Annotated in this window: 21 protein-coding genes; 10 read left to right on the top strand and 11 right to left on the bottom strand. The window is 62.0% G+C overall.

Features of this window, described 5'->3' with window-relative positions:
- Nucleotides 1–40: 40 nt before the first annotated feature.
- The 4 genes from ACODSZ_RS12410 to ACODSZ_RS12395 all read right to left on the bottom strand — a co-directional run bounded on the left by ACODSZ_RS12410 (nucleotide 41) and on the right by ACODSZ_RS12395 (nucleotide 5709).
- Nucleotides 41–964 carry a carbohydrate ABC transporter permease gene (locus ACODSZ_RS12410; protein ID WP_175342963.1) on the bottom strand — a complete coding sequence of 308 codons (924 nt, stop codon included), beginning with the start codon at nucleotides 962–964 and terminating at the stop codon, nucleotides 41–43.
- Nucleotides 965–1063: 99 nt separating this feature from the next.
- Complete coding sequence (locus tag ACODSZ_RS12405; RefSeq protein WP_488927693.1) at nucleotides 1064–2311, bottom strand: ABC transporter substrate-binding protein; 1248 nt, start codon at nucleotides 2309–2311, stop codon at nucleotides 1064–1066.
- Nucleotides 2312–2526: 215 nt separating this feature from the next.
- On the bottom strand, nucleotides 2527–4503 hold the full coding sequence (locus tag ACODSZ_RS12400) for a beta-galactosidase (protein WP_488927692.1): 1977 nt from the start codon (nucleotides 4501–4503) through the stop codon (nucleotides 2527–2529).
- A gap of 60 nt (nucleotides 4504–4563) precedes the next feature.
- Nucleotides 4564–5709: an ABC transporter ATP-binding protein gene (locus ACODSZ_RS12395; RefSeq protein ID WP_008334390.1), complete on the bottom strand. Its 1146-nt coding sequence runs from the start codon at nucleotides 5707–5709 to the stop codon at nucleotides 4564–4566.
- 416 nt (nucleotides 5710–6125) lie between these two features.
- Here ACODSZ_RS12395 and ACODSZ_RS12390 point away from each other — a divergent pair, with 416 nt between their 5' ends.
- The 6 genes from ACODSZ_RS12390 (at nucleotide 6126) to ACODSZ_RS12365 (ending at nucleotide 15484) form a co-directional block, all read left to right on the top strand.
- A complete protein-coding gene (locus tag ACODSZ_RS12390) occupies nucleotides 6126–7148 on the top strand; it encodes a LacI family DNA-binding transcriptional regulator (RefSeq protein ID WP_488927691.1) in 1023 nt (340 codons plus the stop codon).
- A gap of 255 nt (nucleotides 7149–7403) precedes the next feature.
- A complete protein-coding gene (locus tag ACODSZ_RS12385) occupies nucleotides 7404–10136 on the top strand; it encodes a type VI secretion system Vgr family protein (RefSeq protein ID WP_488927690.1) in 2733 nt (910 codons plus the stop codon).
- A gap of 13 nt (nucleotides 10137–10149) precedes the next feature.
- Entirely contained in the window at nucleotides 10150–12285 is a 2136-nt protein-coding gene (locus ACODSZ_RS12380; protein ID WP_488927689.1) for a T6SS effector phospholipase Tle3 domain-containing protein, read from the top strand.
- Nucleotides 12285–13775 carry a hypothetical protein gene (locus ACODSZ_RS12375; RefSeq protein WP_488927688.1) on the top strand — a complete coding sequence of 497 codons (1491 nt, stop codon included), beginning with the start codon at nucleotides 12285–12287 and terminating at the stop codon, nucleotides 13773–13775. The genes ACODSZ_RS12380 and ACODSZ_RS12375 overlap by 1 nt, the downstream gene beginning before the upstream one ends.
- A 61-nt stretch (nucleotides 13776–13836) precedes the next feature.
- The gene (locus tag ACODSZ_RS12370; protein WP_488927687.1) at nucleotides 13837–15186 is read left to right on the top strand and encodes a hypothetical protein; all 1350 of its coding nucleotides are present in this window, start codon (nucleotides 13837–13839) and stop codon (nucleotides 15184–15186) included.
- A gap of 34 nt (nucleotides 15187–15220) precedes the next feature.
- Nucleotides 15221–15484 (top strand): PAAR domain-containing protein, encoded by a 264-nt coding sequence (locus ACODSZ_RS12365; protein ID WP_488927686.1) that lies wholly within the window; start codon nucleotides 15221–15223, stop codon nucleotides 15482–15484.
- Between the two features lie 98 nt (nucleotides 15485–15582).
- Here ACODSZ_RS12365 and ACODSZ_RS12360 read toward each other — a convergent pair whose 3' ends face one another.
- Nucleotides 15583–16686 (bottom strand): GGDEF domain-containing protein, encoded by a 1104-nt coding sequence (locus ACODSZ_RS12360; RefSeq protein WP_237713618.1) that lies wholly within the window; start codon nucleotides 16684–16686, stop codon nucleotides 15583–15585.
- Nucleotides 16687–17221: 535 nt separating this feature from the next.
- Between ACODSZ_RS12360 and ACODSZ_RS12355 the strand changes: the two genes are divergently transcribed.
- Nucleotides 17222–17632, top strand: a complete 411-nt coding sequence (locus ACODSZ_RS12355) for a VOC family protein (RefSeq protein WP_008334403.1) — start codon at nucleotides 17222–17224, stop codon at nucleotides 17630–17632.
- Between the two features lie 152 nt (nucleotides 17633–17784).
- Here ACODSZ_RS12355 and ACODSZ_RS12350 read toward each other — a convergent pair whose 3' ends face one another.
- The 3 genes from ACODSZ_RS12350 to ACODSZ_RS12340 all read right to left on the bottom strand — a co-directional run bounded on the left by ACODSZ_RS12350 (nucleotide 17785) and on the right by ACODSZ_RS12340 (nucleotide 19970).
- The gene (locus tag ACODSZ_RS12350; protein WP_488927685.1) at nucleotides 17785–18144 is read right to left on the bottom strand and encodes a 5-carboxymethyl-2-hydroxymuconate Delta-isomerase; all 360 of its coding nucleotides are present in this window, start codon (nucleotides 18142–18144) and stop codon (nucleotides 17785–17787) included.
- A 111-nt stretch (nucleotides 18145–18255) separates the two neighbouring features.
- Nucleotides 18256–19233 carry a threo-3-hydroxy-L-aspartate ammonia-lyase gene (locus ACODSZ_RS12345; protein WP_175342960.1) on the bottom strand — a complete coding sequence of 326 codons (978 nt, stop codon included), beginning with the start codon at nucleotides 19231–19233 and terminating at the stop codon, nucleotides 18256–18258.
- Nucleotides 19234–19307: 74 nt separating this feature from the next.
- Complete coding sequence (locus tag ACODSZ_RS12340; protein ID WP_175342959.1) at nucleotides 19308–19970, bottom strand: helix-turn-helix transcriptional regulator; 663 nt, start codon at nucleotides 19968–19970, stop codon at nucleotides 19308–19310.
- Nucleotides 19971–20124: 154 nt separating this feature from the next.
- Here ACODSZ_RS12340 and gcvA point away from each other — a divergent pair, with 154 nt between their 5' ends.
- From gcvA to ACODSZ_RS12325, 3 genes are all read left to right on the top strand, one after another.
- A complete protein-coding gene (gene gcvA / locus ACODSZ_RS12335; RefSeq protein ID WP_034351598.1) occupies nucleotides 20125–21027 on the top strand; it encodes a transcriptional regulator GcvA in 903 nt (300 codons plus the stop codon).
- 100 nt (nucleotides 21028–21127) lie between these two features.
- Nucleotides 21128–21964: a DMT family transporter gene (locus ACODSZ_RS12330; protein WP_175342958.1), complete on the top strand. Its 837-nt coding sequence runs from the start codon at nucleotides 21128–21130 to the stop codon at nucleotides 21962–21964.
- 60 nt (nucleotides 21965–22024) lie between these two features.
- The gene (locus ACODSZ_RS12325) at nucleotides 22025–22786 is read left to right on the top strand and encodes an SDR family oxidoreductase (RefSeq protein WP_488927684.1); all 762 of its coding nucleotides are present in this window, start codon (nucleotides 22025–22027) and stop codon (nucleotides 22784–22786) included.
- 97 nt (nucleotides 22787–22883) lie between these two features.
- Here ACODSZ_RS12325 and ACODSZ_RS12320 read toward each other — a convergent pair whose 3' ends face one another.
- The 3 genes from ACODSZ_RS12320 to ACODSZ_RS12310 all read right to left on the bottom strand — a co-directional run bounded on the left by ACODSZ_RS12320 (nucleotide 22884) and on the right by ACODSZ_RS12310 (nucleotide 25956).
- Nucleotides 22884–23960, bottom strand: a complete 1077-nt coding sequence (locus ACODSZ_RS12320) for a saccharopine dehydrogenase family protein (protein WP_488927683.1) — start codon at nucleotides 23958–23960, stop codon at nucleotides 22884–22886.
- A 165-nt stretch (nucleotides 23961–24125) separates the two neighbouring features.
- Entirely contained in the window at nucleotides 24126–24590 is a 465-nt protein-coding gene (locus ACODSZ_RS12315) for an Lrp/AsnC family transcriptional regulator (RefSeq protein ID WP_008334419.1), read from the bottom strand.
- 115 nt (nucleotides 24591–24705) lie between these two features.
- Nucleotides 24706–25956, bottom strand: a complete 1251-nt coding sequence (locus ACODSZ_RS12310; protein WP_488927682.1) for a phospholipase D-like domain-containing protein — start codon at nucleotides 25954–25956, stop codon at nucleotides 24706–24708.
- Between the last annotated feature and the right edge of the window lie 28 nt (nucleotides 25957–25984).

Genomic DNA, 25984 nt, shown 5'->3' with positions numbered 1-25984 from the left:
TCTCGTTAAGCGGTTGACGATGGGCGTTTGCGTTCAGCGTTCAGCGTTCAGCGCGCAGCATGCGGCGCAGCTGGAAGACGATGTAGACCAGCATGATGGCAAAGAGCGTTACCGCCACCGCCGCCGAATACCCCTGGCGGTAATACTTGATGGCCTGGTCATAGGCGTAATACGCCAGCACGGTGGAACTCTCGTAAGGGCCGCCGCTGGTCATCACCGAGATCAGATCGAAGCTGCGCAGGGCCCCGATGATGCTGACCACGAAGGCCATGAAGGTGGTCGAGCGCAATTGCGGCAGGATCACGTAGCGCAGCATGGTCCAGCCCTTGGCGCCTTCCATGCGGGCGGCCTCTACCTGGTCATGGTTCAAGGCGGTCAGACCGGTCAGGAAGAGGATCATGCAGTAGGCGGTCTGCGGCCACAGGGCGGCGAAGATGATGCCGAAGGTGGCATAGCGCGCATCACCCAGCACCGGCACACCATGGCCGAGGATCAGCGACAGCAGGCCGAAGCTGGGGTCGTAGAACCAGCTGTAGATCAGCCCTACCACCACGCCCGAGAGCACGAAGGGCGCGAAAAACAATGACTTCACCACGCGCATGCCGCGCACCTTCTGGTTCAGGTAGAGCGCGATGGCCAGGCCCATGGGCGGGGCCAGCAGGAACATGAGCAGCCACAGCACGTTGTTTTTCAGGGCCGTGTAGAAGGTCGGCGCATGGAACAGTTCGATGTAGTTGGCCATACCCACGTACTTGGGCGCAGTCATGCCATCCCAGCTGAAGAAGCTGAGATAGATCGTATAGAGAATCGGGTACAGCACATAGACCAGCGTCATGACGCAGGCCGGCGCCAGGAACCAGAAGGCGGCACGGTTGCGGCGGGCGGCACTGCGCTGCGGGCCGGTCACCGGCGTGGCAGAGGCTTGGGTCGCAGACGGCTGCGCGGCGGATGTGGGCGCTAGCATGGCGGGGTCTCCTTCTTTTTCTGCGGGCCATTCCGCTGCCGCACGCGGCAGGGGAATGACCCGGATGGACTACCTGGACCAGCCAGGCATCAAGGACGATCAGGACTTCTTGTAGATACGCTTGCGGCTTTGTTCCAGCTCATTGAGCACGTCATCGATCTTGGTCGGGTCGCTGACGAACTTCTGCATGCCCTTCATGCCTTCATCGGCCATTTCCTTGGTCATGTCGCGATCATAGAACTGCGAGATACCGCCCTTGGCGTTGGAGAGGATCTCGAAACCGATGCGCGAAATCGGATCGGTGGGCGCCGGCGACTTGCTGTTGGCCGGCAGCGAACCCAGGCCCTCGGCCAGCTTGGCGCTGATGGCCGGGGTACCGACGAAGGCGATGAAGCGGTGCGCATTGGCCTTGTTGCGGGCCTTGGCCGGGATGTGAATGGATTCGGTCGGGCCTTCTTCAGCCGTCGGCACGTTGGCATCGATGATGGGGAACTGGAAGTAACCCATCTCCGGCGCCAGTTTGGCCGGGAAGCCCTTGGCAATGAAGGTACCCATCAACATCATGGCGGCCTTGCCCTGGAACAGGAAGGGTTGTGCGCCATCGAGGTCATAGGACAGGGCGTTGTCGATGAAATACTTGTCGTCGATCAGGCTCTTCCAGGCGGTGTAGACCTTCTTGACGCGCGCATCGGTGTAGGCGACATCGCCCGCCATCAACTGCTGGTGGAAGGCGTTGCCGTTGATGCGCAGGTCCAGATAATCGAACCAGCCCGCCAGGGTCCAGGCGTCACGGCCACCCACGGCGATGGGGGCGATGCCGGCGGCCTTCAACTTCTTGCAGGCATCCAGGAATTCATCCCAGGTCTTGGGTTCGGCGCTGATGCCGACCTTCTTGAACAGGTCCTTGCGATAGAACATGCCCCAGGAGTAATACACGGTCGGCGCCGAATACTGTTTGCCGTGCCAGGAAGAAGCTTCCTTGGTGGAGGCGTAGGTCGTATCCCAGCCGTTCTTCTTCCAGTCGTCACTCAGGTCTTCCAGCAAGCCTCGGCTGGCGTAGAAGGCCATGCGCTCGCCGTTGTGCCAGTTGATGATGTCCGGAGCCTGGGTCGAGAGCCAGCCCGGCAGTTGGACCTTGTAGGCTTCTTCCTCGATGAAGGACACCTTGACGTCCACATCCGGGTTGGCCTTCTTGAATTCATCGACCGTGGATTGCCAGACGTTGCGCTGTACTGCGCCCTTGTAGGCGATGTTGACGGCCAGGGTACCGGCCATGGCAGCGGCGCCCCAGGCGGCGGATGCAGCCAGGCAGCCGGCGATCACGGTCATGCGAATCATCTTCTTCATTGTTGTCTCCGAATGTTTGGTTCAAGCGGTTCAGGCAGTTCAAACAGCTAAACGGTTTATAAGGTCAAAACGGTTTAAAAAGCAAAACGGCTGCGTCATGGATCTCGCAGCTTCTTGTACGTTCACGGTACAGCGATCTTGCGCAGGTCTGTGGCCTGCTTGTGCAGGCGGCCGCAGCCGCCGTGCTGTCTTCCAGAGTGAGGCCGGCGTATTGCTCATGCTTGCGTGTGCGGACGGTAAATGGCCACGCCCTGCGGCTCCAGCGCTGCCTGTCCGACCAGGAACTGCGCGCCGTCGGCGTGCGGCAGCGTGATCGGTGCGTCACTGTAGTTGAAGGCGAACTGCAGGCCGCCCCGCTGCTGCAGGCGCAGGCCTTCCGGCAGGCGTTGCGGAGCCAGTCCGGCGGCGCGCGCCACGTGCTCGAAGTAGCGCGTGGTCAGCTCGGTATCGAAGATGCCGGCCAGGTAGTGCGCGCGCTCCTTCTGCACGATGGCTGGATGGCCGTCACCGAAGCTGGCAATGGTCTGCAGGCCCTCGCCATCGGCTTCGATCAGGTCGCGCCAGTAGCGGGCCTGGCCTTGTGTCGTACCGAACTGTACTGTTTCGCTGACGTTGGGGCGCATCGATTCCACCCGCCATACGCGCATCGGCAGCAACTGTTGCAGCGGGCCCGGCGGCAGGGTCGAAGGAATCTGCAGCGACTGGGTCTTGGAGCCGCTGCGCGGACCGAATACCACCTGCGCACCGCTCTCTGCGATGCGGCCCGGCAGATCGTCCGGCACGATGGGCAGCGGCGGCACCACGATCATGGCGTAGCCTTGCAGATCGGCGTTGAGCGGGACGATGTCCACATCCAGGCCGAGCGAACGCAGGGTCGAGTAATAGTCGAAGGCGAAATGCGCATATTCGAAATCGATGCCCTGGAAGTGGATCTCGAAGAGCCACTTGGCATCGTAATCGAACAGCAGCGCCACCTTGCCGCGCGGCTGGGCCAGCGCGCCGTTGGCGTTTTCCACCGCGAGGATTTCCCGGGCCACGCGTTCGGCTTCGCTGCCGCCCACGTCCAGGCGATTGTCGGGACGGTTCAGGCCGGCGTGCAGTTGTTCCTGCGCGAACGGGCACTGACGCCAGCGGAAGTAGGACACGCAGCCCGCACCGTGGGCAAAGGCTTCCCAGCTCCACAGGCGCACCATGCCGGGCAGTGGGGCCGGGTTCCAGTGCGCCCAGTTCACCGGGCCGGGCTGTTGTTCCATCACCCAGAACGGCTGGGCCGACATGCCGCGATAGAGGTCGTGGTTGAAGCTGGCGAAATCGGGATGGCCGGTGCGCAGCCAGCGCGCCTTGGTTTCCGGGTCGTACCACATCACTTCCAGCGCGCCCAGCGGATAGCTGTCCCAGGTGGCGACATCGAGGTCGGCGGCGACCGGATAGTGATCGAACTCCAGGAACATCTGCATGAAGTTGTGCACCATCAGACGGCCCGGCGAGAGCGGACGCAGGATCTCGACCTGCATGCGGTTGTAGCGCACCACTTCATCCGACGCAAAGCGGCGATAGTCCAGGCGATGCGAGGGATGGGCCTCGGTGACGGTGCCCACGGGCGCATCGATCTCCTCGAAGCTGCGGTATTCCATGCTCCAGAACACCGTGCCCCAGGCGGTATTGAGGGCATCGATACTGCCATAGCGCTGGCGCAGCCACTGTCGGAAGCGGCGCTGGGCCGAGGGCGAATAGCTGACCACGGTCTGGTGGCAGCCGTATTCATTGTCCAGCTGCCAGGCGGTGACCGCCGGATGCTGGCCGTAACGTTCGCCCAGCAGGCGCACGATGCGCTGTGATTCCTCGTAATACGAGTCCGAGGAAAAATCATAATGACGGCGCGAACCGAAGGCGCGCTCGCGACCGTTGGCATCGACTGCCAGCACGTCGTCATGACGGTCGATGAGCCACTTCGGAGGCGTTGCGGTCGGGGTGCACATCACCACTTCCAGGTCATGTTTGGCCAACACCTCGATGGCGCGGTCGAGCCAGTCCCAGCGCAGGTCTCCGGGCGAAGGTTCGATGCGGCTCCAGGCGAATTCGCCGATGCGCACCTGCTTGATGCCCAGCGCCTTCATGCGCCGGGCATCGCTTTCCCACATGGCCTCGGGCCAATGTTCAGGGTAGTAACAGACTCCCAATCGTAACGACATGGTCGTGGTTCCTTAGCGGTAGTGAAGCGTGGAGTGAAGAAGGGCGCGTACGCGGCCTGTTCAGGCTGCGGCGGCCAGGCCCGGATGAACTTCTGTGCGCGCCAGCGCGACCCCGTCCTCATCGAAGAGGTAGGCACAGCTCGGCGTCACCGTTACGCGCAGGCGTTCGCCGCGGGCAATGCGGGCATCGCCCGGCGCCTTGGCCACCAGCGGCTGACCGGCCGGTTCGTCCAGGTGCACGTAGGTCTGCTCGCCCAGGCGCTCCACCAGCATCACTTCGCGGGTGATGCCGTACTGGCCCTGGGTGCCGATCTCCATGTGTTCGGGACGCACGCCCACGGTCACCTGCTGGCCCGCTTGCACCGGACCTTTGGCGGCGACCAGCAGGGTTTCTTCGCTGTGCTGCAAGCGGATCTGGATGCCATTGTCCTGGGCGCTCACCACCTGTGCCGGCAGGAAGTTCATGCGTGGAGAACCGATGAAGCCGGCCACGAAGCGATTGCGCGGATGGTGATACAGCTCCATGGGCGCGCCCACCTGGGCGATGCTGCCAAAGCGCTGGGTATCGGCGCCGGCATGCAGCAGCACGATGCGATCGGCCAGGGTCATCGCCTCGACCTGGTCGTGCGTGACGTAGACCACGCTGGCCTGCTCGAACTGGCGATGCAGGCGCGCGATCTCGATGCGGGTCTGGCTGCGCAGGGTGGCATCGAGATTGGAGAGCGGTTCGTCGAAGAGGAACACCCCGGGGCGCCGCACGATGGCGCGGCCAATCGCCACGCGCTGACGTTGGCCGCCGGAGAGTTCCTTGGGCTTGCGCTGCAACAGTTCTTCCAGCTGCAGGATGCGCGCAGCTTCGCGCACCTTCTGTTCGATCTCGGCCTTGGGCAGCTTGGCCAGGGTCAGACCGAAGCTCATGTTTTCATACACCGTCATGTGCGGAAACAGTGCATAGCTCTGGAACACCATCGCTACCGAACGCTGCGCCGAGGGCACATCATTGACGCGCTTGCCACCGATGAAGAGGTCACCGCTGGTCAGATCTTCCAGCCCCGCGATGCTGCGCAGGAGCGTGGATTTGCCGCAGCCGGACGGGCCCAGGAAAACACAGAATTCATGTTCGCCAATGTCGAGGTCGACATTGCGGATCACCGGCGGTGCATCGCCGTAGGCTTTTTGTGCTGCACGCAAGCTGATGCTGGCCATCACGTTTTCCTAACAGAAATGGATTGCAGGGCAGGGCGCCACGAGGCAGGTGCGGTGTCAGGTTAAGCGCTTAATCAAGCGAGCCAAAAAAAAGATCGCTTGAGTTTCCTGTGTGCAATCGGGGGTTGTCTCCACGTCGTTGTTCTGAGCGTGTTGCCGTGTTGGGTTGGCAAATATTTTGGTTGATCATACCCATCTTGCATGCCCTCCGCAACAACAATCCTGTAACCACCAGCTGCCAGCGATTTGTCAGGAAACGCTCATGCGCATGTGCGAGGGGCCGGCGAACTTTGCGTAAATCGTTTCCGTATTTCCTGCGGGCTGCGCATTCATGGCGTGCATCGTGGCTGACGCGTGCGCGTTGACAAGGCCGTCATAAGCGGTTTGAATGCGAGGGCTTCCAACTCCATGCACCCATGACCACCTTATCCGAAGTTGCCCGTCTGGCCGGTGTTACCTCGGCCACTGTGTCCAACGTCTTGCGCCAGCGCGGCAAGGTTGGCGAGCAGACGCGCCAGCGCGTGCTGGAGGCGGTTGCCCAGCTCGGCTATCGGCCGCATCTGACGGCCCGTGCGCTGGCCGAAGGTCGCGCGCCGACACTGGCGCTGGTGGTCTCCAGCATCGCCAATCCCTTCTATCCGGAATTCGCCCTGGCCGCCGAACGCGCGGCGCGCGAGCGCGGTCGTTTCCTGATCGTCTGCAATACCAACGACGACCCCGATACCGGCCGTGCCTATCTGGACCAGATCGCCGGCACGCTGTCGGACGGCGTACTCATCATGAATGCCAACCTGCCCATGGATGAGTTGAAGAAGACCGAACAGCGCGGCGCACCGGTCGTACTTTGCATGTGGGAAAAACCCGATGCACCGCCCGAGCTGCCCTGCATCGCGGTGGATTTCTTTGCGGCCGGCGCCATCGCTGCGCAGCACCTGGTGGGGCTGGGCCATCGCCACATCGGTGCGCTGGTGGGCAGCAAGAAGAGCGGCATCCATGCCGAGCGCTATCGCGGCTTCGTGGAAGCCTGTGCCGCCGCAGGTATCAAGCACACCCTGCAGCGCACCCGCTATATCGGCGACACGGTCGAATCCGGCTACCAGGCCACCATGACGCTGCTGCGCGAGGAGCCGCAACTGACCGCCATCTTCGCCAGCAATGACCTGCCCGCGCTGGGCGCGATGAATGCCATTGCCGACCTTGGTCTGAACGTGCCACGCGATATCTCCGTGACCGGCATCACCGACATCCAGTGGGCGCGCGTCTCACGGCCCGCTTTGACCACGGTGGCGGTGCCGACCGAAGAGGCGGCCCGCATGTCCATCGACCTGCTGCTGGCCCTGATCGAAGGGCGCAGTCCCTCGCCCGTCATGCGCGTGACCGCGACCCCGCAACTGGTGCAGCGCGCCTCCACGGCGGCACCGCGCAAGCGCAAGCAATGACGCCAGCGTCAAGGCGGTAGCTGCTTCTCCAGATACGCACGGAACATGTCGGCGATGGTCTCCGTGTGCCGGGTCTGTCGATGCGGGTGGCCATGGTTTTGCTGGGCTCAATGAGAACAGGCAACAGAGCAAAACATCTGCCTCGTCCATACGGGAGGGGTGGTGGCAATGGAAGCAAAATCTAGAAAACATACTAAATAATTTCCGTTGGCTGTTCGGTAGCATGCAGAGCTTTCCCTTCGCTGCGTTCCGATCATGACAGTCACTTCCTCGATGACCTCTGCGCCTCCGGGTGCGTTGTTGAATCTGCTGACGCACGAGCGTCGTCTGCTGAGGCTGCACTGGCCTGCCTCTGCCCCTGATCCTGTTCAGCGTCTGGTCGCCTTGCAGGTCAGCGGAACGGAGGCTGTCTGCGGCAATGTGCTTTATCGCTTGCAGTGCGCCAGCAGTACACTCGATATTGCCATTCACGATCTGCAAGGACTTCCCGTCGGCTTTTCCGTGAGGGATGCCGAAGGGAGCCCGGCATTGGTATGCGGCCTGACCAGCGCCGTGCGGCAAGTCCACTCGGAAGCCGGCGCAGTCCTGTACGAGCTCGAGCTCTGCGACGCACTGCATCTGCTGGAGCAGCGCAAGACCTGGCGCGTCTTCTGTGACCGTTCGGTCTTGGACATCAGCGAGCAGATCCTCACCGAGCATGGCCAGGACAATAGCGTCCTGGCCGCCGCCTTGCGCTGGCATACCAGTGGCCTGCGCAACACCTATCCACAGCGGGCCTTCGTCATGCAGGCCGGAGAAAGCGATGCCGCTTTCCTGCAGCGGCTGTGGCGCCAGGAAGGCATTGCCTGGCATTTCCGCTTTACGCTGGAGGGTGATGAACCCGTCCATCATCTGCATCTGGCTGACCATCCGATGGCCTATCCCGACCGGTCCGCAGTGGCCTTGCGTTACCACCGCGCCGACGCACTGGAACAGACGGATACGGTGACGCATTGGGAAGCCTGGCGCGAGCAATCGATCGAGGCAGTCACGCTGGCCGCCTTCGATTACAAATCCAACCGGTGTCTGCAAGCGCAGGAGGATGCGCTGCGCGGAGAAGGGACGACAGGTCTTGAGCTCGCACGCACGTTGGGCCATTACGAGTATGCTCCGCCGTTCCTGGCGGCCGGACCGGCTCACCAGCGAAAAATGGCCAGAAACCGGATGGAGGCTCATGAACTGGCTGCCCAAGGGTACCGCGCCCGCAGTGTGGTGCGCGTCTTGCGCGGCGGTACCGTATTCGCCTTGAGCGGACATCCTCTCGTCGATACTCTGCCCGAGCACGCTCGCCGCTTCACCGTCACGCAGATCACGCTCTACGCGCGCAATGGCCTGGTCCTTGATGCGCCATGGATGGCCGCGCTGATGCAGGAGTGGTTGCCGGCGCGCGCCCATCTGGGTGACCAGACTGCGCTGGACGTACCGGTCTACTGCAATGCGTTTGAATGCGTCCAGCGCGATACCGCCATCGTGCCGTCGTATGACCCGGACCAGGTGCCCAAGCTGGGGATGATGAGTGCACTCGTCGTCGGGGATGGAGACAAGGAGGTCGATGTCGATGAGATGGGGCGCATCGCCGTGCGTTTTCTCTTTACCCGACCCGAAGAACATCCGCGTCAGCGTGGCGCCAGCGGGACCACCGGCGACTCAGCCCGCATCCGCGTTCTGCAGCCCTGGGCCGATGCTGGTTTTGGCGCGGCCTTCTGGCCCCGGGTGGGCAGTGAAATCCTGATCGGCTTTCTACAGCATCACCCCGACAAGCCTGTGGCCCTGGGCGGTCTCTACGATGGCGATCACTGTCCGCCGCTGTTTTCCCATCGGGGCAAGCTCCCGGAGAATAGTGCCCTGTCGGGCATCCGGAGCAAGGAGCTCAAGGGCGACCGGCATGGCCATCTACGATTTGACGATAGCTCAGGGCAGATCAGCAGCCAGCTCTTGTCGGACCACGCCGCCACCCAGCTCAACCAGGGCTGGCTGGGCTCGCCGCGCACGGACGGGCAGTCGGCGCCGCGCGGCGAAGGTTTCGAACTGGCCACGGATGCCGCAGGTTGCTTGCGCACGGCCCATGGCCTGCTGATCACGGCCTTTGCGCGTCTCAATGCCAGTGGCCACCAATTGGCGCGCGAAGAAACGCTCACACTGATGCAGCAATGCGTGCAGCTCTTTGCTGGTATCGGCGAATACGCAGCCCGGCACCAGGCCATGGCGACTGATCAAGCCGCGCATGAGCGCCTGGTTCGGCACGTGCAGCAATGGGAAAACGGCTCCAACACCGCGCCCGCTGCAGAGGGTGGCAGTGCGCCCGTGGTCGCCGTCACGGCCCCGGCGGGCCTGCATTTCAGTACGCCCGAGACCGCCGTCACGCACGCAGGCGAGAACTGCGACACGGTGGCGCTGCGCCATATCCAGCTGGCCAGCGGCGAACATCTGACGGCCAATGCAGGCAAGGGCATTTCTCTGTTTGCCCAGTCGGAAGACCTGAAGCTGATCGCGCATCAGGGTGAGCTCAGGCTGCAGTCGCAGCACAACGATACCAAGGTGGCTGCCGCCAAGAACCTGAGCCTGAGTGCAAGCGAGGGCAAGGTGCAGATCATTGCGGCCGACGAGATCTTGCTGGCCGCCTCCGACGGCAGCTATCTCCGCCTGGGCGGCGGAAAGATCGACATCGGCTGCAGTGGGACAGCGACGATACATGCAGCCACGCACCGCTGGATCGATGCACAGACTGCGTCCGGCGAATTGCCCCGCTTTGCGAAAGATGAGGTGGGTCGCAAGCCTGTCCTGGCACGCCCGACTGACGACCAGAGCGTGGCAGGCGCGCGCTTCGAGATCGACCACGGCGATGGCTCGGGGACGGCGGGGAAGACCGATGATCAAGGCAAGGCCGGCACGATTTCCAGAAACGCGTTCGAGCAGATGCGTATTCGATTTCTCGATACTGATTCATGAGGAGAACGCCACCATGAGCAGCCCATCCGATTCCGATCAGCCCTTCCGCGTGATAGGCGGTGGCAAGTTCGCGCTCTTGCCCGATCATGGCGAGGCACGGTTCTACAAGACCTTGCCCTTGCCCGGGGTCATCATCCTGGTTCACGGGGTGAACTCCGATGGCGAGTGGTACGAGAGCACGGAACGCGGCCTGTGCGAGGGGCTCAATGAGCGGCTGGCCAGACTACCGGAGCAAATGGCCTACAGCGGGCCGACATCGGGACGCCTGATGCCGGCGCACTATACGCCGGAGCTCACCGCCGATGGCTACCTCGCGCCCCAGCGTAGCGCAGACAATTTCATCAATGGCGCATCTCATTATTCGCCTGTCATCCGTTTTCGCTGGGGATACAAGGCCGGCAAGATGGAGATGAGGCAATTCGGCAAGAACGTCTGGCTCAACGAAAACGATTACTGGGGTGGAGGTCCCTTTGCCAACGGTTGTTCGGCCATTGCCGATCTCTGGACGGAGGGACTTAACGACCGCCTTTTCCTCTGGCTGACCGCTCAGCATCTCAATCCGGTGAGCGGTCGCGATGTCTATCGTTGCCCGCACCGCGCCTACTACGTTCACGCCGCGCTGCGCCTGGCGCGGCTCATCAAGTCCATTCGCCAGCGGCAGGCGGATTGCCCGATCACCGTGATGTGCCACAGCCAGGGCAACATGGTCGGTATCGCTGCGGCCTTTCTCGCTGAGCGGCTTGGTGTGCAGGCGGACAACTATCTGCTGTGCAATCCGCCGCTGAGCCTGTTGCCGGACAACATGATGGAGAGCTGGAGCCAGCGCGGCAGCAGCGATTCCCAGGGTTCGCTGGGACGCCAGACGCATCGCGCGCGGGTAGAGACGCTGAAGAATTTCTTTGCGCTGTTACGTTCCCGCGCTGCCTGTGCACACGCGGATGAGAGGGTCGACAAGGAGATGGCCAATAGTTCGCCCAAAGTAGGTACCGCGTTTACAGCGGCCGAAGACCGCCAGCGTCATGGGCTCAACGGTTCCACATTTGGTCGCGTGACGCTCTATTGCAACCCGCACGATCAGGTGATTTCAGCCGCCACCGTGCAAGGGATAGGCTGGCGTGGCATGAGTGCGCAGGAAATCGAGATGACCAACGGCAGGGGCGTATTCGTGCAGCGTGTTTTTGCCCATCGATATTCGGTCGGCCAGGCACCCGGCAAGTCTTATCGTTATTGGGACGACCGCTGGAACAAGGATGCCGGTGCTGGCAAGGACGGGTTCTGGCATCCACCGTCACCCATCGTCACGTATCGATTGCGCCAGGGACTGGCCTCGAGCGAGACGATCATCGAGAAAATCCTGTCCGTGATCACCGGCCCCTTGGTCGGTTTGATTGGCCTTGCCAAACAAGGCGTCAATGCGGATGTTGACAAGGGCTGGTCCATCCCTGTCGATGCCCCTGAATTGCCTCGGCAATTCCTGCCGACGGCCTATCGCTATGGAAAGCCGAGTCCGCAATTTGACGAGGGTGTGGATGCCGTCGGCAGTGCACGCGACGCATCCAAGAGCGGGGATAAAAAGAAGGCTGGCGATCCCTATGACGAGCATGCCACGCGCCAGGCTCAGGACGGTTCTGCTGACGATGCCCCGCAGGGTGATCAAGAGTCGGAGGCGCAATTACGTTACGAGCACCGGGCGCGCTTGCGCATGCAGGCCAGGCGGGATGACATGGTTGATGCACAGGGGAACGTCACCGGAGAACAGCCTGGTGGAGAGCCCACCAGGGAATATCAGGCCTGGCGGACCGAACAGATTGGGATCTTCCTGAAGGAGGGCGTGGATCAGAGTGCCACGGATCACTCGACTATCGTGACCAATTCGGAGCATGCGCGGTTGGCTGCTGCTTATGACGTGGCCGTTGGGGTTTGTACGCTCAGTGAGGAAGAGATGCGGGAGCTGCGGGTTGAGGCGGATTGGCGGTATGGCGCTGGGCTTAAGAAACAACATCCTCATCGCTATTTTGGGGAGTATTTTCATAAAAGCACCATGCAGGGAAAATCTCTAGAAGATTGGCTCTCGAATGAGGAGGCAACTCGCCCGCCGGGCATCGTGGATGAGCGCTCCTGGAAGATAGCTAAGCCGGAGGTCAGGTAATGAGCATCTTTCAGAGAAACGCCCTTCGCCGAATTGTGCTCTTTTTTTTAGTGCTGATAGCGGTGTGTTTTGTCAGCTTGGGGCGGATGTATTTCCTTGATCAAGAACAACCCCGTCATTGGGAAACAGGCGATTTGATGAACCGATTGATATTCCTGCCGCTATCTATCGCGGCATTAATAGTGCTTATAGTAACCGCTGTTACGCATCGATCATCCAGGGCAGTCGAGGTGACAAAAGCACCTTTGGCGCTAGCGAGCGAGGAACGCTTTCGAGCGCAGGTCATTGGCGTCCAATGGCTTAATCCGTTGATGCGACGAGATTATCCGACGGAATGGCAGTTGCTTTGGACGTTGGGAGTCGCAAATCCGAACAAGGATGACGACGAGGTGAAAAGAGATCCGCTCACGTTCACGAGCGTGCAACCAATTGCACCGTTAAGTTTCAATGTCGGCAAGGAAATAGTATTTGATGATGGAAGGAGTGTTTTTCCCGAATATCTTTCCGACTATCTAAGTGAAATCGTAAAACCTATCGGTCGCCAATACGCGTTTAACGGAAGGTATTTCTATACAATCCAACCAGAGAACCGAAAGAAGTGGCGAGAACTCCATGGCATCCACGTTGAACTTGCCATTCCTGATATTTCGTTGTTGGCTTCGGATGACGCTGCGGAACGTACCCGTGAAGCGTTCAAGGCTGAGTTCGAGTTCCATAATCCTGAGTTGTCCACATCAAATATTCCAGCCGACGTCAACATCACCAGAGGCGGCGCGAGCGCCGGTTTCACCTCCCTGTCAGCCGGGATGGATTATCTGGAAGCCCACCCCGACAAAACCGTCTGGGTCATGAACATGGATGCGCCCGAGTTTCCCGAATATGGTCGGATCAGCGAGAACTGTACCTTGCTGATCCTGGCCGGTCCCAAGTTCGAGACAGGCCGCGAACCTCTTGCATGGATCTCCCGCCCTGCAGTTCGTAACGTCGGGGACTTCGCTACCACTGAAGGTGAAAGCCGTACCGCAAGCGCGTGGAAAAGCGCAATCCAGGCAGCCTCCGAACAGGCGTCCATCTCACCCTACGACATTCGTTACGTCATCCACGATGCCGGCAAAGGCAGCGAAGAAGCTGGCCGCCGCATCGGCACGCTGGCGCAGGCCATGACGCAGAGCTTGCCTGAACTGGACGTGCTCAAGCAGACCTTCAATACACCGCAACTGCTGGGTGACATGCGTGCCGGAACGGCAATCACGAATGTCGCGTTGGCCATCGCATGGACCCATCACAAGGGCAAGCCCGTGATGGTGGCAGGCACCACCGAGGCCGATAAGGCTACGGCGTTGGTGGTGATGCCTCCTGACCGTGCCCGTGTCTTCGATTCGGAGAAAAACTGGTTCCGCGCACGGGGAGAGGGCTATGCCTATCTGCCTTGGTGGGGGTTGAGGAAAGACTTTGACTGGAAGACTTATATGCAAGGCTATTCGGATTGATCAGAAAATTTGGCGCACTGATTTTTGCGGAGCCTACTATCCATAGAAGGAAAAGGATCTGATGAACCGATTGATATTCCTACCGCTATCTATTGCGGCATTGGTGGTGCTGATCGTAACTGCTGTCATGCATCGTTCTTCCAGAGCCACAGAAGTGACCGGGTCGCCTGTAGTGGTGAACGCCGAGCACTTCAAGGCGCAGGTCGTAGGTGTTCAATGGCTCAACCCGTTGATAAGAAGAGACTATCCTACCGAATGGCAACTGCTCTGGACGCTTGGCATAGTTAAGCCGAATAAAGACGACGATGAGGTGAAGAGAGATCCCGAGACATTCACGACCATACAGAAGATTGCTCCTTTAAGCTTCAATTTTGATAGGGAAAGTGTCTTTGAGGATGGAAGCAGCGTCTTCCCAGGCTACCTATCCGATTACGTGAGAAAGATCATCCAACCTATCGGCCGTCAGTACGCGCTCAACGGCAACTACTTCTACACGATCCAACCGGAGAAACGAAAGAGGTGGCGAGAGCTACACGGCATCCGCGTCGAATTTGCAATTCCCGATGTCCCCATGTTGACGTCCGAGAATGCAGCGGAGCGCATACGCAAGGCTTTTAACGCAGAGTTCGTGTTCTACAACCCCGAGCTATCCACTGCGAATATCCCTGCCGATGTCAACCTCGTCAGAGGCGGCGCCAGCGCCGGTTTCACCTCCCTGTCAGCCGGGATGGATTATCTGGAAGCCCACCCCGACAAAACCGTCTGGGTCATGAACATGGATGCGCCCGAGTTTCCCGAATATGGTCGGATCAGCGAGAACTGTACCTTGCTGATCCTGGCCGGTCCCAAGTTCGAGACAGGCCGCGAACCCCTTGCCTGGATCGCCCGTCCCGCTGTTCGCAACGTCGAGGACTTTGCCACCACTGAAGGCGAAAGCCGTACCGCAGGCGCGTGGAAGAGCGCAATTCAGTCAGCCGCCGAACAGGCGTCCATCTCGCCCTACGACATTGGTTACGTCATCCACGATGCCGGCAAAGGCAGTGAAGAAGCCGGTCGCCGCATCGGCACGCTGGCGCAGGCCATGACGCAGAGCTTGCCTGAATTGGACGTGCTCAAACAGGCCTTCAACACACCGCAACTGCTGGGGGAAATGCGTGCCGGAACGGCGATCACGAATGCCGCGCTGGCCATTGCATGGGCCCATCACAAGGGCAAGCCTGTGATGGTGGCAGGCACCACCGAGATGGATAAAGCGACGGCGGTGGTGGTGACACCTCCTGAGCGTGCCCGTGTCTTCGATCCTGAGAAGAACTGGTTCCGCGCACGGGGAGAGGGCTATGCCTATCTGCCTTGGTGGGGGTTGAGAAAAGACTTTGACTGGAAGACCTATATGCAGGGCTACTCGGACTGAGCAGCGAATCATCCATGTCGACAAGGAGAGCAAGATGAAGGGCGTCATCCGTCTGGACGACCCGACCAGCCACGGTGGCAAGGTCATCAGCGCCGCGGCGCGCGTGGAGGTGAGAGACAAGGCCGTCGCCCGCGTGGGTGACCGTTGCTCCTGTCCCGTCAAGGGACACGCGGATTGCGTCATCGTCGAAGGACACCCGAGCATCAGGGTCGATGGCATCGCAGTCGCTTTCGAAGGTCATCGGGTCAGCTGCGGCGCCGTGCTGATCTCATCGCTGTCCAATAGCGGCGCTGCCTGAGGGCGCATCAAACAAAAGCGCCGCTGCACGTGCAGCAGCGCCGTTCTCCGTGCAGCAAGAGAGAAGCCCTGGACCTCCCATCCCTGCAAGGCCATCGATCACGCATTGCGCGGATTACGCCCATGCTTGCGCTGATACATCGCCTGGTCAGCCGCATGCAGCAAGGCGCTGAAGTCGCACATCTCCGACGGCGTCACCGTGGCTGCGCCGAGGCTGATTTCGATATCCGTATGCGGCCACCTCACGCGTGCCACCGCCTGCCTGATGCGTTCGGATACCTGCAATGCGCCGGTCTCGTCGGTATCCGGCAGGATCAGCGAGAACTCATCGCCACCGTAGCGCGCCAGGAAATCGCTGGCACGCAGCGGCGAGCGCAACACACGAGCAAGCTGCACCAACAGCGCATCACCGGCGGGGTGACCATAGGTATCGTTGTATTGCTTGAAGTAATCCACGTCCACCATCAGCATGGTCAAGGGGCGGGCGTTGCGCAGATGGCGCGTCCACTCCTCGCGCAGGCGTGAATCAAAACTGCGGCGATTGCCGATGCCGGTCAGGGCGTCGGTCAGCGTCTGCTGCTCCAGCTTCTGCATGGCGCGATGGCTGTCGATCTGCGCTTCGAGCTGGCGTGCCAGCTTCTGGAAAGCTTCGCGTTGCGCCGGAGTCAGCGTGCGCGGTGCGCGGTCCATCACGCACAGCGTACCCAGGAGATCGCCATTGCCCGATACCAGCGGTACGCCCGCATAAAATCGCACCGCCGGATTGCCGCGGGCCAATGCACTGGTGGCAAAGCGCAGATCGCCGGCCAGGTCACTGACCTCGGTAACCTGGCCCGGCGTACGCGCGGCCAGTTCACACAGCGAGAAGTCGACGGCATGACGCAGTACACCGGTCTGACCGGGGAAGCGCCACCATTGGTTGCGAGCATCACCGCGGCCATTGTTGACCGAGAGGTAAGGATGCTGCAGACCGATATCGGCGTGCAGCTGGCTGAACATGCCCATGGGGGTGCCGCAGACGCTGGAGGCCAGCGATATGAAGTCGGACAGGGCCGGTTCCAGCCAGGCATCGGCATCGCTGTCGGTATGCGCCAGCTCGATGCGCTGGGCAGGGTCTTGCGGGTTCGCGTGATGCGTAGCCTGGGACCGCTTGAAAATGGAGCGTTCGGGAGTGTACTGAGCGTGCAAGTCTCGAATGTTCATGGCGCGATACTCGTGAGGGTTGTGGTGCGTTATGTTCGGTCACCGTCTGCGCAGCGCTATGCAGTGGGGGACGGTGCGGCAAGTCAGTGTGCAAGTGGAAATATTTTTCTTTTTTCTTCACCGCACACCATGTTGCCCTGCGACATCAAGGTAGCAGATCAAGTTCGGAAGTAAACCGCTTGGGAACATCCGCTTACAATTTATACGCGTTCCTAGTGCAAACGATGCTATTCCGATCACATACAGACAGCTTGGCTGATCATGCTGACAATTGACGTTTTATTAGTCTCTTGCCGACGGTAAGTCAGGATAGTTTCTTCGCAGGCAAATGAACATCGGACAGCACCACTTTCGCGTGTCAGCGGATTCTTATATTGCTCTGCAATATTTCATGCAAAGGACGACAGAAAGGCGTCGCCGGACAGCGACACAACAGCGTCGCCACAGGGAGACGATTAATGCTTGCCAAGTGCCATGGTCGTAAATAAACTCTGCCGTTCCTTGTTTGATCCGATCAACGTTTTTGAAAGCAGAGATGTCGACCCAGCCCAAAGCAGGCGCAGTCCTGTTCGCCAAAGATGTAGCCCGCCTCGCCGCGTTTTATGCGCAGGTGCTGGCGGTGGTTCCCAAGCAGGCCCAAGCCGAGAAGGTAGTGATCGAGGCCGAGGATTTCCTGCTGGTGATTCATGCGATTCCACAAGCCACGGCAGCCAAGGTGGAGATTTGTTCACCACCGGTGCTGCGCGAGAACGTGCCGGTGAAGCTCTTCCTTCCCGTGCGTTCACTTGCCCACACGCGCCTGTCTGCCGAGCAGCTCGGCGGTGGCATGAAGCCCGCCGCGGCTGAATGGAACGGACCGGATTTCCGGGCCTGCGATGGCTTCGATCCGGAAGGCAACGTAGTGCAGTTCCGCGAGGTCCTGCGCGAAACGGCGCTGGCGTCCTGAACGCCTGATGCACCGGGGGAGAAGGCTGCGCGGCATCACAAGAACAGCATCGCGCTGCGTCCTTCACCCGAAAAAAAGCCGCCCGGTTTTGCACCGCGCGGCTTTTCGTTTTGGGGTGTCCGCTGCCAGGGCAGCAGGGTCACGCCATCGGCTTATTGCAGGGCGACCTTGAAATAGGTCTCGCGCTGCATGTCGACCACTTCCACGGTGATCTGCACCTGGAGATCCTGGGGCCAGCTCTGGTCCCTCTGGATCGCCGCACCCAGCAGGTCCGACACCGACTTCTTTTCTTCCAGCGTGCGGCCGGTCAGGATGGCCAGGCGCAGTGCGACGAAGGCACGCTTGGCCTCGGCAGCGGTACCGACCAGGTAGTTGTCCAGGCGCACGGCACGCGCCTTGATGGCGTTCTCTTCAAAGTGGCCGCTGGCCACCAGTGCCTGGTTGAGCTTGAGCAGGGTGGGCTGCACATCGAGCGCGAGATTGCCGGTGTATTCCAGAACGAGATGGGGCATGGTGTTTCCAGTCCTTGTGATTGAATGGTGGGAGCAAAGTCAATGATGAGGCTCAACACTGTAAGTCAAAATGACCCCGCGCGAGATTGGGGTCACTGATGCGGCCAATCATCAGGACAAATACCCCGACAACTTGCCCAGGTCGATGTTGCCCCCGCTGATGATCACGCCCACGCGCTTGCCCCGCAGCTGGTCCTTCAGCTTGCGGGCCGCGGCAAAGCCCAGGCAGCCGGTCGGTTCCACCACCATCTTCATGCGTTCGGCAAAGAAGCGCAGGCCCGACACCAGCTCGGCGTCGCTGACCGTATGGATGTCGTCCACCAGCTCGCGGATGACCTCGAAGGTGTACTTGCCCAGGTGCTGCGTCTGGGCGCCATCGGCAATGGTCTTGGGGGTATCGATGTGCACGATCTGGCCTGCGCGCAGCGATTGCTGGCCATCGTTGCCCGCTTCCGGCTCGACGCCATAAATCTTGCAGTCGGGCGACAGCGCCCGCGCCGCCAGTGCCGCGCCCGAGAGCAGGCCGCCGCCGCCCAGGCAGACGAAGAGCGCATCCAGCGGGCCGGTTTCCTGCAGCAGTTCCAGCGTGGCCGTTCCCTGACCGGCCATCACGTGCGGATGGTCGTAGGGCGGGATCAGCGTCATCTTGCGTTCGGCCGCCAGGCGCGCACCGATGGCTTCGCGGTCCTCGGTATAGCGGTCATACATCACGACCTCGGCGCCGTAACCGCGCGTGGCGGCCACCTTCGCCGCAGGCGCGTCCTGGGGCATGACGATTACCGCCGGAATACCCAGCAGCTGCGCCGCCAGCGCCGTCCCCTGGGCATGGTTGCCGGAAGAGAAGGTGATCACGCCATGCTTGCGCTGCTCGCTGTCGAATTGTGAAAGCGCATTCATGGCGCCACGGAACTTGAAGGCGCCCATGCGCTGGAAGTTCTCGCACTTGAAGAACAGTTGTGCGCCTACCTCCGCATCGGCCGTGCGCGAGCGCAGCACGGGCGTCTTGTGGGCCCAGGGCTTGATGCGTTCGGCAGCCAGCAGGACGTCGGCAAAGCTGGGCAATTCGGTGGAACTGGAGAGGGGAATCATGAGGTTTCCTTCAAGTGGGATGGAAAGATGAGGACCTTGAGCATGGCAAGCGATGAAGGCGCGGATCGCAGCCCTCACTCCTTCTCGTCGTTGTAGACCGTCGCGCGCGACACCCCCAGGTGCGCGGCCACGATCTCGGCCGAGCGCCGCACATCCATGCAGCCGGACTGGCGCAGTTCGCGCATGAGCTGGCGCCGGTCCTCGGCCTTGAGACTACGCGGGGTGGTCGACATTCGGGCGGCAAAGGCATCAATGCGACTGCGCAGGGCATCGGCACCTGCCGGCTCCAGCGTCTCGGCCACGCGGACCGCGTTGTCGATACCGCCAAACTGGCGCAGCATGCCTTGCAGTGCGCCGAACAGGGTCAGATCAATGTTCATGCAGAGGGCCGCGACGTATTTGCCGTCCGCATCCTTGATGCCGATCGAGGTGCTCTTGGCCTGGCGTCCGTCGGGCAGGGTGTTTGCGTAATTGGTCAGGACCTGCGGATAACTCTCGTCGGCGATGCGTGCCAGTCCCAGTTCGGTGGTGGCATCTCCTACCTCGCGGCCGGACAGGTTGTTGTGCAGGGCGACGATGGAGTGATCCGCGTCACGCAGGTCGTGCAGCACCACTTCGCAGAACGGTGCGAAGGTCTCACCCAGGCCCTTGGCCACCTGCTGCAATTGCGAAAGCAGCAGGGCATGGTCGGGACGGTCAGGTTTCTTTTTGCGGGAGCGGGAGGTCATGCGATACATATTATCTAAAATTAGACGGTATGTATAGCCGCGATGTTGCGCTGCATTCTCGTCCGCTTGCGAGGGGCTTTCCGGACTGCAAGACGGTGCCTGTTGCTATCATGAGCTCTTGTTCATGACTGTTGTTTCCAGCCGTCCATCCCTGAGCGCACCCATGAGAGACCTTCCCCCCACGGCCACCCTGCGGGCCTTTGAAGTCGCCACCCGCCATCCCAGTTTCACCTCCGCCTCGGAAGAGCTGCATGTCACGCAGAGTGCGGTCAGCCACCAGCTGCGCCACCTCGAAGCGCTGTGGGGCATGCCGCTGTTCCAGCGCGGCAAGTCCAATACACTGACCCCGGCCGGGGCTGCACTGGCGCCGGTGGTGCGCGAGTTCTTCGCCCGCCTTGAAGCCACCCTGGCCGAGCTGCGCGCACAGGAAGGGCGGCAGCCGCTGAAGGTCAGTACCACCTATTCCTTTGCGCTCAAATGGTTGCTGCCCCGGCTGCCCGCGCTGGCACAGGCCCATCCCGAGCTGCTGGTGACGCTGGAGACCACGGATACGGCCATCCACTTCACGCCGTCCGAACCGGATGTGGCGATCCGCTTCGGCCCCGGCCACTATCCCAGCCTGTTTTCCGAATTCCTGTTCCGTGAGCAGGTGTTCCCGGTGGCCAGTCCGGCCCTGCTGGCGCGCCTGGGCATGCCGCGCAAGCCGGCCGACCTGCGCCGCTATCCCCTGCTCACGCGCGCCGGGGCCGACATGGTGCCGAAATGGGACCTGTGGTTCCAGCAAGCCGGGGTAAGCGTCTCGGCCTTGCGGGAAAGCGTGCGCCTGGCCGATACCAACATGACGCTCGAGGCGGCGCTGCTGGGCCAGGGCGTGGCCCTGGCCCGCAGCGGCCATGTCGAGCAGGAACTGGCCAATGGCAGCCTGGTGCGGCTGTTCGAGCTGGCCTTGCCTTCCCCGCTGGCCTATTACTTTGTCTGCCCCAAGGGCGTGGAGACGCAGCCGCACGTAGCCAGTTTCCGTGCCTGGCTGCTGGCGCAGTCACAGGTCGCCGGTGCGCGCTACTGAGATGCGGGGTCACCGCCTCGTCACCAGGCATGAGGATTTGCTCATGACGGGATGAGGAGACTTCGCTTCTGTCCGGCGGCGCTCCTGCTTACCATGGCGCATGCCCTTGCCTGTCGTCCTGCTCATCCTCCTTGCCGCCGTCCTGCATGCCAGCTGGAATGCGCTGCTGCGCAACGGCACCGATCGCCTCTGGTCGATGACCGTGATGTGCCTGGCCGTAGCCGTGGCCAGCCTGGCCACCGCGCCGTGGCTGCCCGTACCGTTGCCGGCCAGCTGGCCGTACGGAGTGCTCTCGGCCCTGCTGCACGTGGGCTACAACCTGTTCCTGGTGCGTAGTTACCGCAGCGGTGAGCTGGGCCAGACCTATCCGATCGCGCGTGGAAGCTCGCCCCTGCTGGTCACGCTGGGCGCGGCCCTGCTCGCCGGCGAGACGCCGGGACCGCAGGCGCTGCTGGGCATCGGGCTGGTATCGGGCGGCATCATCGCCCTGGCATTCCGGGGCCGCAGGGTGGCACTACCCGGCCTGCGCTATGCCCTGGGGACCGGGTGTTTCATCGCGGCCTACAGCGTGGTGGATGGCCTGGGTGTGCGGCTCGCGGGCAACCCCATGGCCTATACCGCATGGATGTGCGCGGGATGGGGCTTGCTGATGCCCGCCGTCTTCATGGCCTGGCGCGGCCCCCGTGCATTGTGGCAGCCACCTGCATCGGCGGCGACCTTTGCCACCGCTTTCGCAGGCGGTCTGGTGTCGCTGCTGGCCTATGGCATCGTCATCCAGGCCATGGCGCTGGCGCCCATGGGCGCAGTCTCGGCGCTGCGCGAAACCAGCGTCTTGTTTGCCGCCATCATCGGCCGGCTGTTCCTGGGCGAGACGCTGAGCTGGCCACGGGTACTGGCCTGTGCCGCCATTGCAGCAGGGACGGTACTGATCGGTTAACCCGGTGGCTGTTCCCGCCGCTGCTCCCCTGCCGTTTTGCTCACTCCAAGGAGATCCGTCATGACTCATGCGTCATCGAAGCCCGTCATCCTCATCACCGGCGGCAGCCGCGGCATGGGAGCCGCCACCGCGCGGCTGGCCGCCGAACGCGGCTACGATGTGGTCTTCAGCTATCTGCGCGATGCGCCAGCGGCCGATTCGGTGGCGGCCGATATCGCGCAGCGCGGCGCGCGGGCGCTGGCGCTGCGGGCCGACAGTGCCGACCCGGACCAGGTGGCGCAGCTCTTTGCTGCCATCGATGCGCGCTTCGGCCGCATCGATGTGCTGGTCAACAATGCGGCCATGCTGGAGCGCCAGTCACGCATGGAAGACCTGGGTTTCGCGCGCATGCAGCGCATCTTCGCGGTCAATGCCATCGGTCCCATGCTGTGCGCGCAGCAGGCGGTCAGGCGCATGGCCTATCGGTACCAGGGCAGGGGCGGGGTGGTGATCAACGTGTCGTCGGCCTCGGCCCGCCTGGGCAGTCCCAACGAGTATGTCGACTACGCCGCCTCGAAGGGCGCACTGGAAACCTTCACCACGGGACTGGCCAAGGAAGTCGCCCGCGAAGGGATCCGCGTCAACTGCGTGCGGCCCGGCCACATCTACACCGACATGCACGCCAGCGGTGGCGAACCGGACCGGGTCAACCGGGTCAGGGAATCCATCCCCATGGGGCGGGGCGGACAGCCCGAGGAAGTGGCGCGCGCCATTCTCTGGCTGGCCAGCGAGGAAGCTTCCTTCAGTACGGGGACTTTTCTGGACGTGACCGGAGGCAAGTGAGGCCGGCCTCAGGCTTCAGCATCAACAAGCGCAGGGCCACGGCCCTGGTCCCTGTGCGGCAATTCATCCTGTCCACAGGCTGGCGTGCAGCGTCCGTTCAGGCATACACCGCGCCGAAGCGGTTGCCGAGCAGCTCCGGCAAGCTGATCTGTTCCTGGCGGATGAAGCCGCGCGCTGGCAGTCGACCTGTACGGAACAGGTCCAGCGCCGCGCAGACACCGGCAGCCGTGCTGGACTGGATGGCACTCTCGCGCCGGCCCTCGCGCTCCTGCGCGAAGATCTTGCGGGTGAAGACTTCCTGCATCAGCTTGCCTTCCCGCAAGCCGCTGACGGTAATGAACACCAGCACCACATCCTGCAAGGTCGCCGGCACGCTCTTGCGCAGGATGTCCTTGAGCAAGCCCGGATCATGCCGCAGCCCGAGATCGCCCAGCAGGAATTTCATGCGCTGCTGGTGGCCGGGGTAGCGCACCGACTTGTAGTCGAGATTGCGCACCTTGCCGGCTAGCGTCTCACACAGGCTGCCCAGGCCGCCCGAGGTATTGAAGGCTTCGTACTCCACCCCTTCCAGCGAAAAGTGTTCGAGGTCGGCCAGGGGATCGACCATGACCCGCTCGCCGTCGCGCAAGGCTTCGCAGGGATGGCAGTACTCGTTGATGAGACCGTCCACGCTCCAGGTCAGGTTGTATTTCAATTCATTGGTTGGATACTGCGGCAGCGCACCGACGCGCATCTTGATCTCGTGCACTTCTTCAAAGCCGGCGGCCAGATGGTGCGCGGCAATCCCGATGAAGCCCGGGGCCAGACCACATTGCGGCATGAAGGCGCAGGGAGCACCCTCGGCCAGAGCTGCGATGGCGCGGCTCGCCTGCACATCCTCGGTCAGGTCGAAGTAGTGGGTGCCGGTCAGGCGCGCGACCGTGGCCACGCTCGTGGCCATGTGATAGGGCAGGGCATTGATGACCACGTCGGCGCGTTGCAGCAGTGCCGCCAAGGCCAGCGGGTCGGACGAGTCGAGCACGGCCTTTTCGGCATGCACGCCCGCGATGGCCTGCATGGCCGCCGCATCGCGGTCAGCGATGGTGACCTGGTAGTCGCGGCCTTCGCCGCACTCAGCCAGCAGGCGGGCGATGGTCTGGCCGATGTGGCCGCAGCCGAGGAGGACGGTACGCATGAGGGACTCCCGAATGAAGATGGATACGATGATTCATTCTAGGTAGCCGCCGTGACGGAAACCATTGCCAGATCGTCAGAAAGTAGCGCAGATTTCGTCACTTTGCAGTGCAGTTTCGTCATTATGTAGCGACGCCAATGCAATCCGGCGAAATCGACGTGCTTTTCAGCGCGTCCTGGCCGCGTCCCCCCGATCAATCTTGCGGGCCAGCACCACCGAGGTAGTGGTCTTGAGCACGCCTTCCATCTCGCCGATCTGGTCCAGGATCTTGTCCAGCTGTTCGGGCGTATTGACGCGCAGCCAGGCCACGTAATCATATTCGCCGCTGACCGCGCAGAGCTGGTGGACTTCCGGAATGCGGCCGAAGCGGCGAATCACGTCGCGCCCGGCACGCGGCTGCACAGTCACGCCCACGTAGGCTTGCAGGCTGGCATCGACGACCTCGCGTCCGAGCTTGAGGGTATAGCCGCCGATGATGCCGGTCTGCTCCAGCCGCTCGATACGGGCTACTACGGTAGTGCGCGCGACTCCCAGGCGCCGTGCAATCTCGGCCACCGGTTCACGGGCATTGAGCTGGAGGATGGAAAGGAGTTGACGGTCGATGTCGTCGAGTTGGTCCAGCCTGGTCATCCCGGTTCTCCTGGTCGATGCTACACAATGACGAAACAACGCTACATTTCGTCAGTGTAGACCAGCAGGCGCGCAGTGGCGGGAAGCGGCCCTCAAACGCCGCTCCCGGGTCGAATCATTCCGAGGCGGGCTTGCCCTTGGCCGGCCTGGGATAGACCTTCAGCACATCGATGGCTTGAGCATAGGACGAACTCCAGGTCTGCTCGTGCAGGGCCGCCACGCGCCGTGCCATGGCGGCATCGTGCAGCACCACTTCGAGATTGCGCGAGTTGTCCAGGTAGCCACCGGCCCAGTTGCTGGTGCCGATCCAGGCGATCTTGCCATCGATGCTCATGGCCTTGGTATGGATCACCCGTGCGAAGGGAATGAAACCGCTCTTGGCCTGTGGCAGCGTGACGATGCGGATTTCCACGTTGGGCAGCAGCGCCAGGCTCTGCAGATAGCGGATGGCCGGTGCCTCGGTGTTCCAGTTGGAGACCATCAGCTTGATCTTTACGCCTCGGGTGGCCGCGGCGCGCAGGGCATCATCGATCACGGCGTAATAGGGCCGGGTGTGATTGGGTCCGTAGGACAGCGGGGCGTAGTCCAGCAACTGCACGCGTATCTCCTGTTGTGCTTGACCGATCAGACGCACCAGTTCACTTTGCGAATCCCCCACGCCGGGCGGATTGTAGGCGTTCGGACTGGCCACCAGATAGTTGCCGCGTGCCACATCGGCCGCGACTACGCTGTGGTTGGTCATCACCGGGGTCTGCCCGGCGGCGATGGCGGCCTGTGCCGCCCAGTCGATCTCGAAGATCGCCTGTACCTGCGCTGCCACGGTCGGGTCGGTGATCTTCAGTCCGGTCTCGTGGATGTGCGAGAACGAACGCCAGTCGAAGTTCTGGCTACCCACGTAAGCAGTGCGACCATCAACCACGAAATACTTGGCGTGGATGATGCCGTTGCCGGTCATGCGGGAATAGTCGAGCTGGCGCAATTCCAGGTTCGGGATGCGCTTGAGCTTCTCGATGGTGGCCGGGACCGAGGCGAACTCGCCCTTCTTTTCCATCAGGAAGCGGATCTTCACGCCGCGCCGCCCGGCCGCCTCCAGGTGCGCCATGATGTCGTCGAGCGCTTCCCCATCCTGCCCCGCCACGTAGAACTGGCCAAAGACGATCTCGCGCTGTGCGCTATCGAACATTTCCTTCCACACCAGCGCTGCATCGCGCAGGTCCGGCGTGGCCAGCGTGGTCTCGCGAGGGACCGTGTGCACCAGTTCGAAGCCGGGGATGGCGAATTCGGCGTGGACCGGGCAGACGAGCGAGAGGGCCAGCCCGAAGGCGGCAGCGAGACGAAGCAGTAGACGGCGTGGCGCGAGTTTCATGGTGTCGGAGAAGGTGATGTCAGCGTTG

This window comes from Herbaspirillum sp. FG34 (assembly GCF_057809315.1).
The sequence above is the reverse complement of the archived record's forward strand: the minus strand, read 5'-3'. Positions and strand labels throughout refer to the sequence as shown.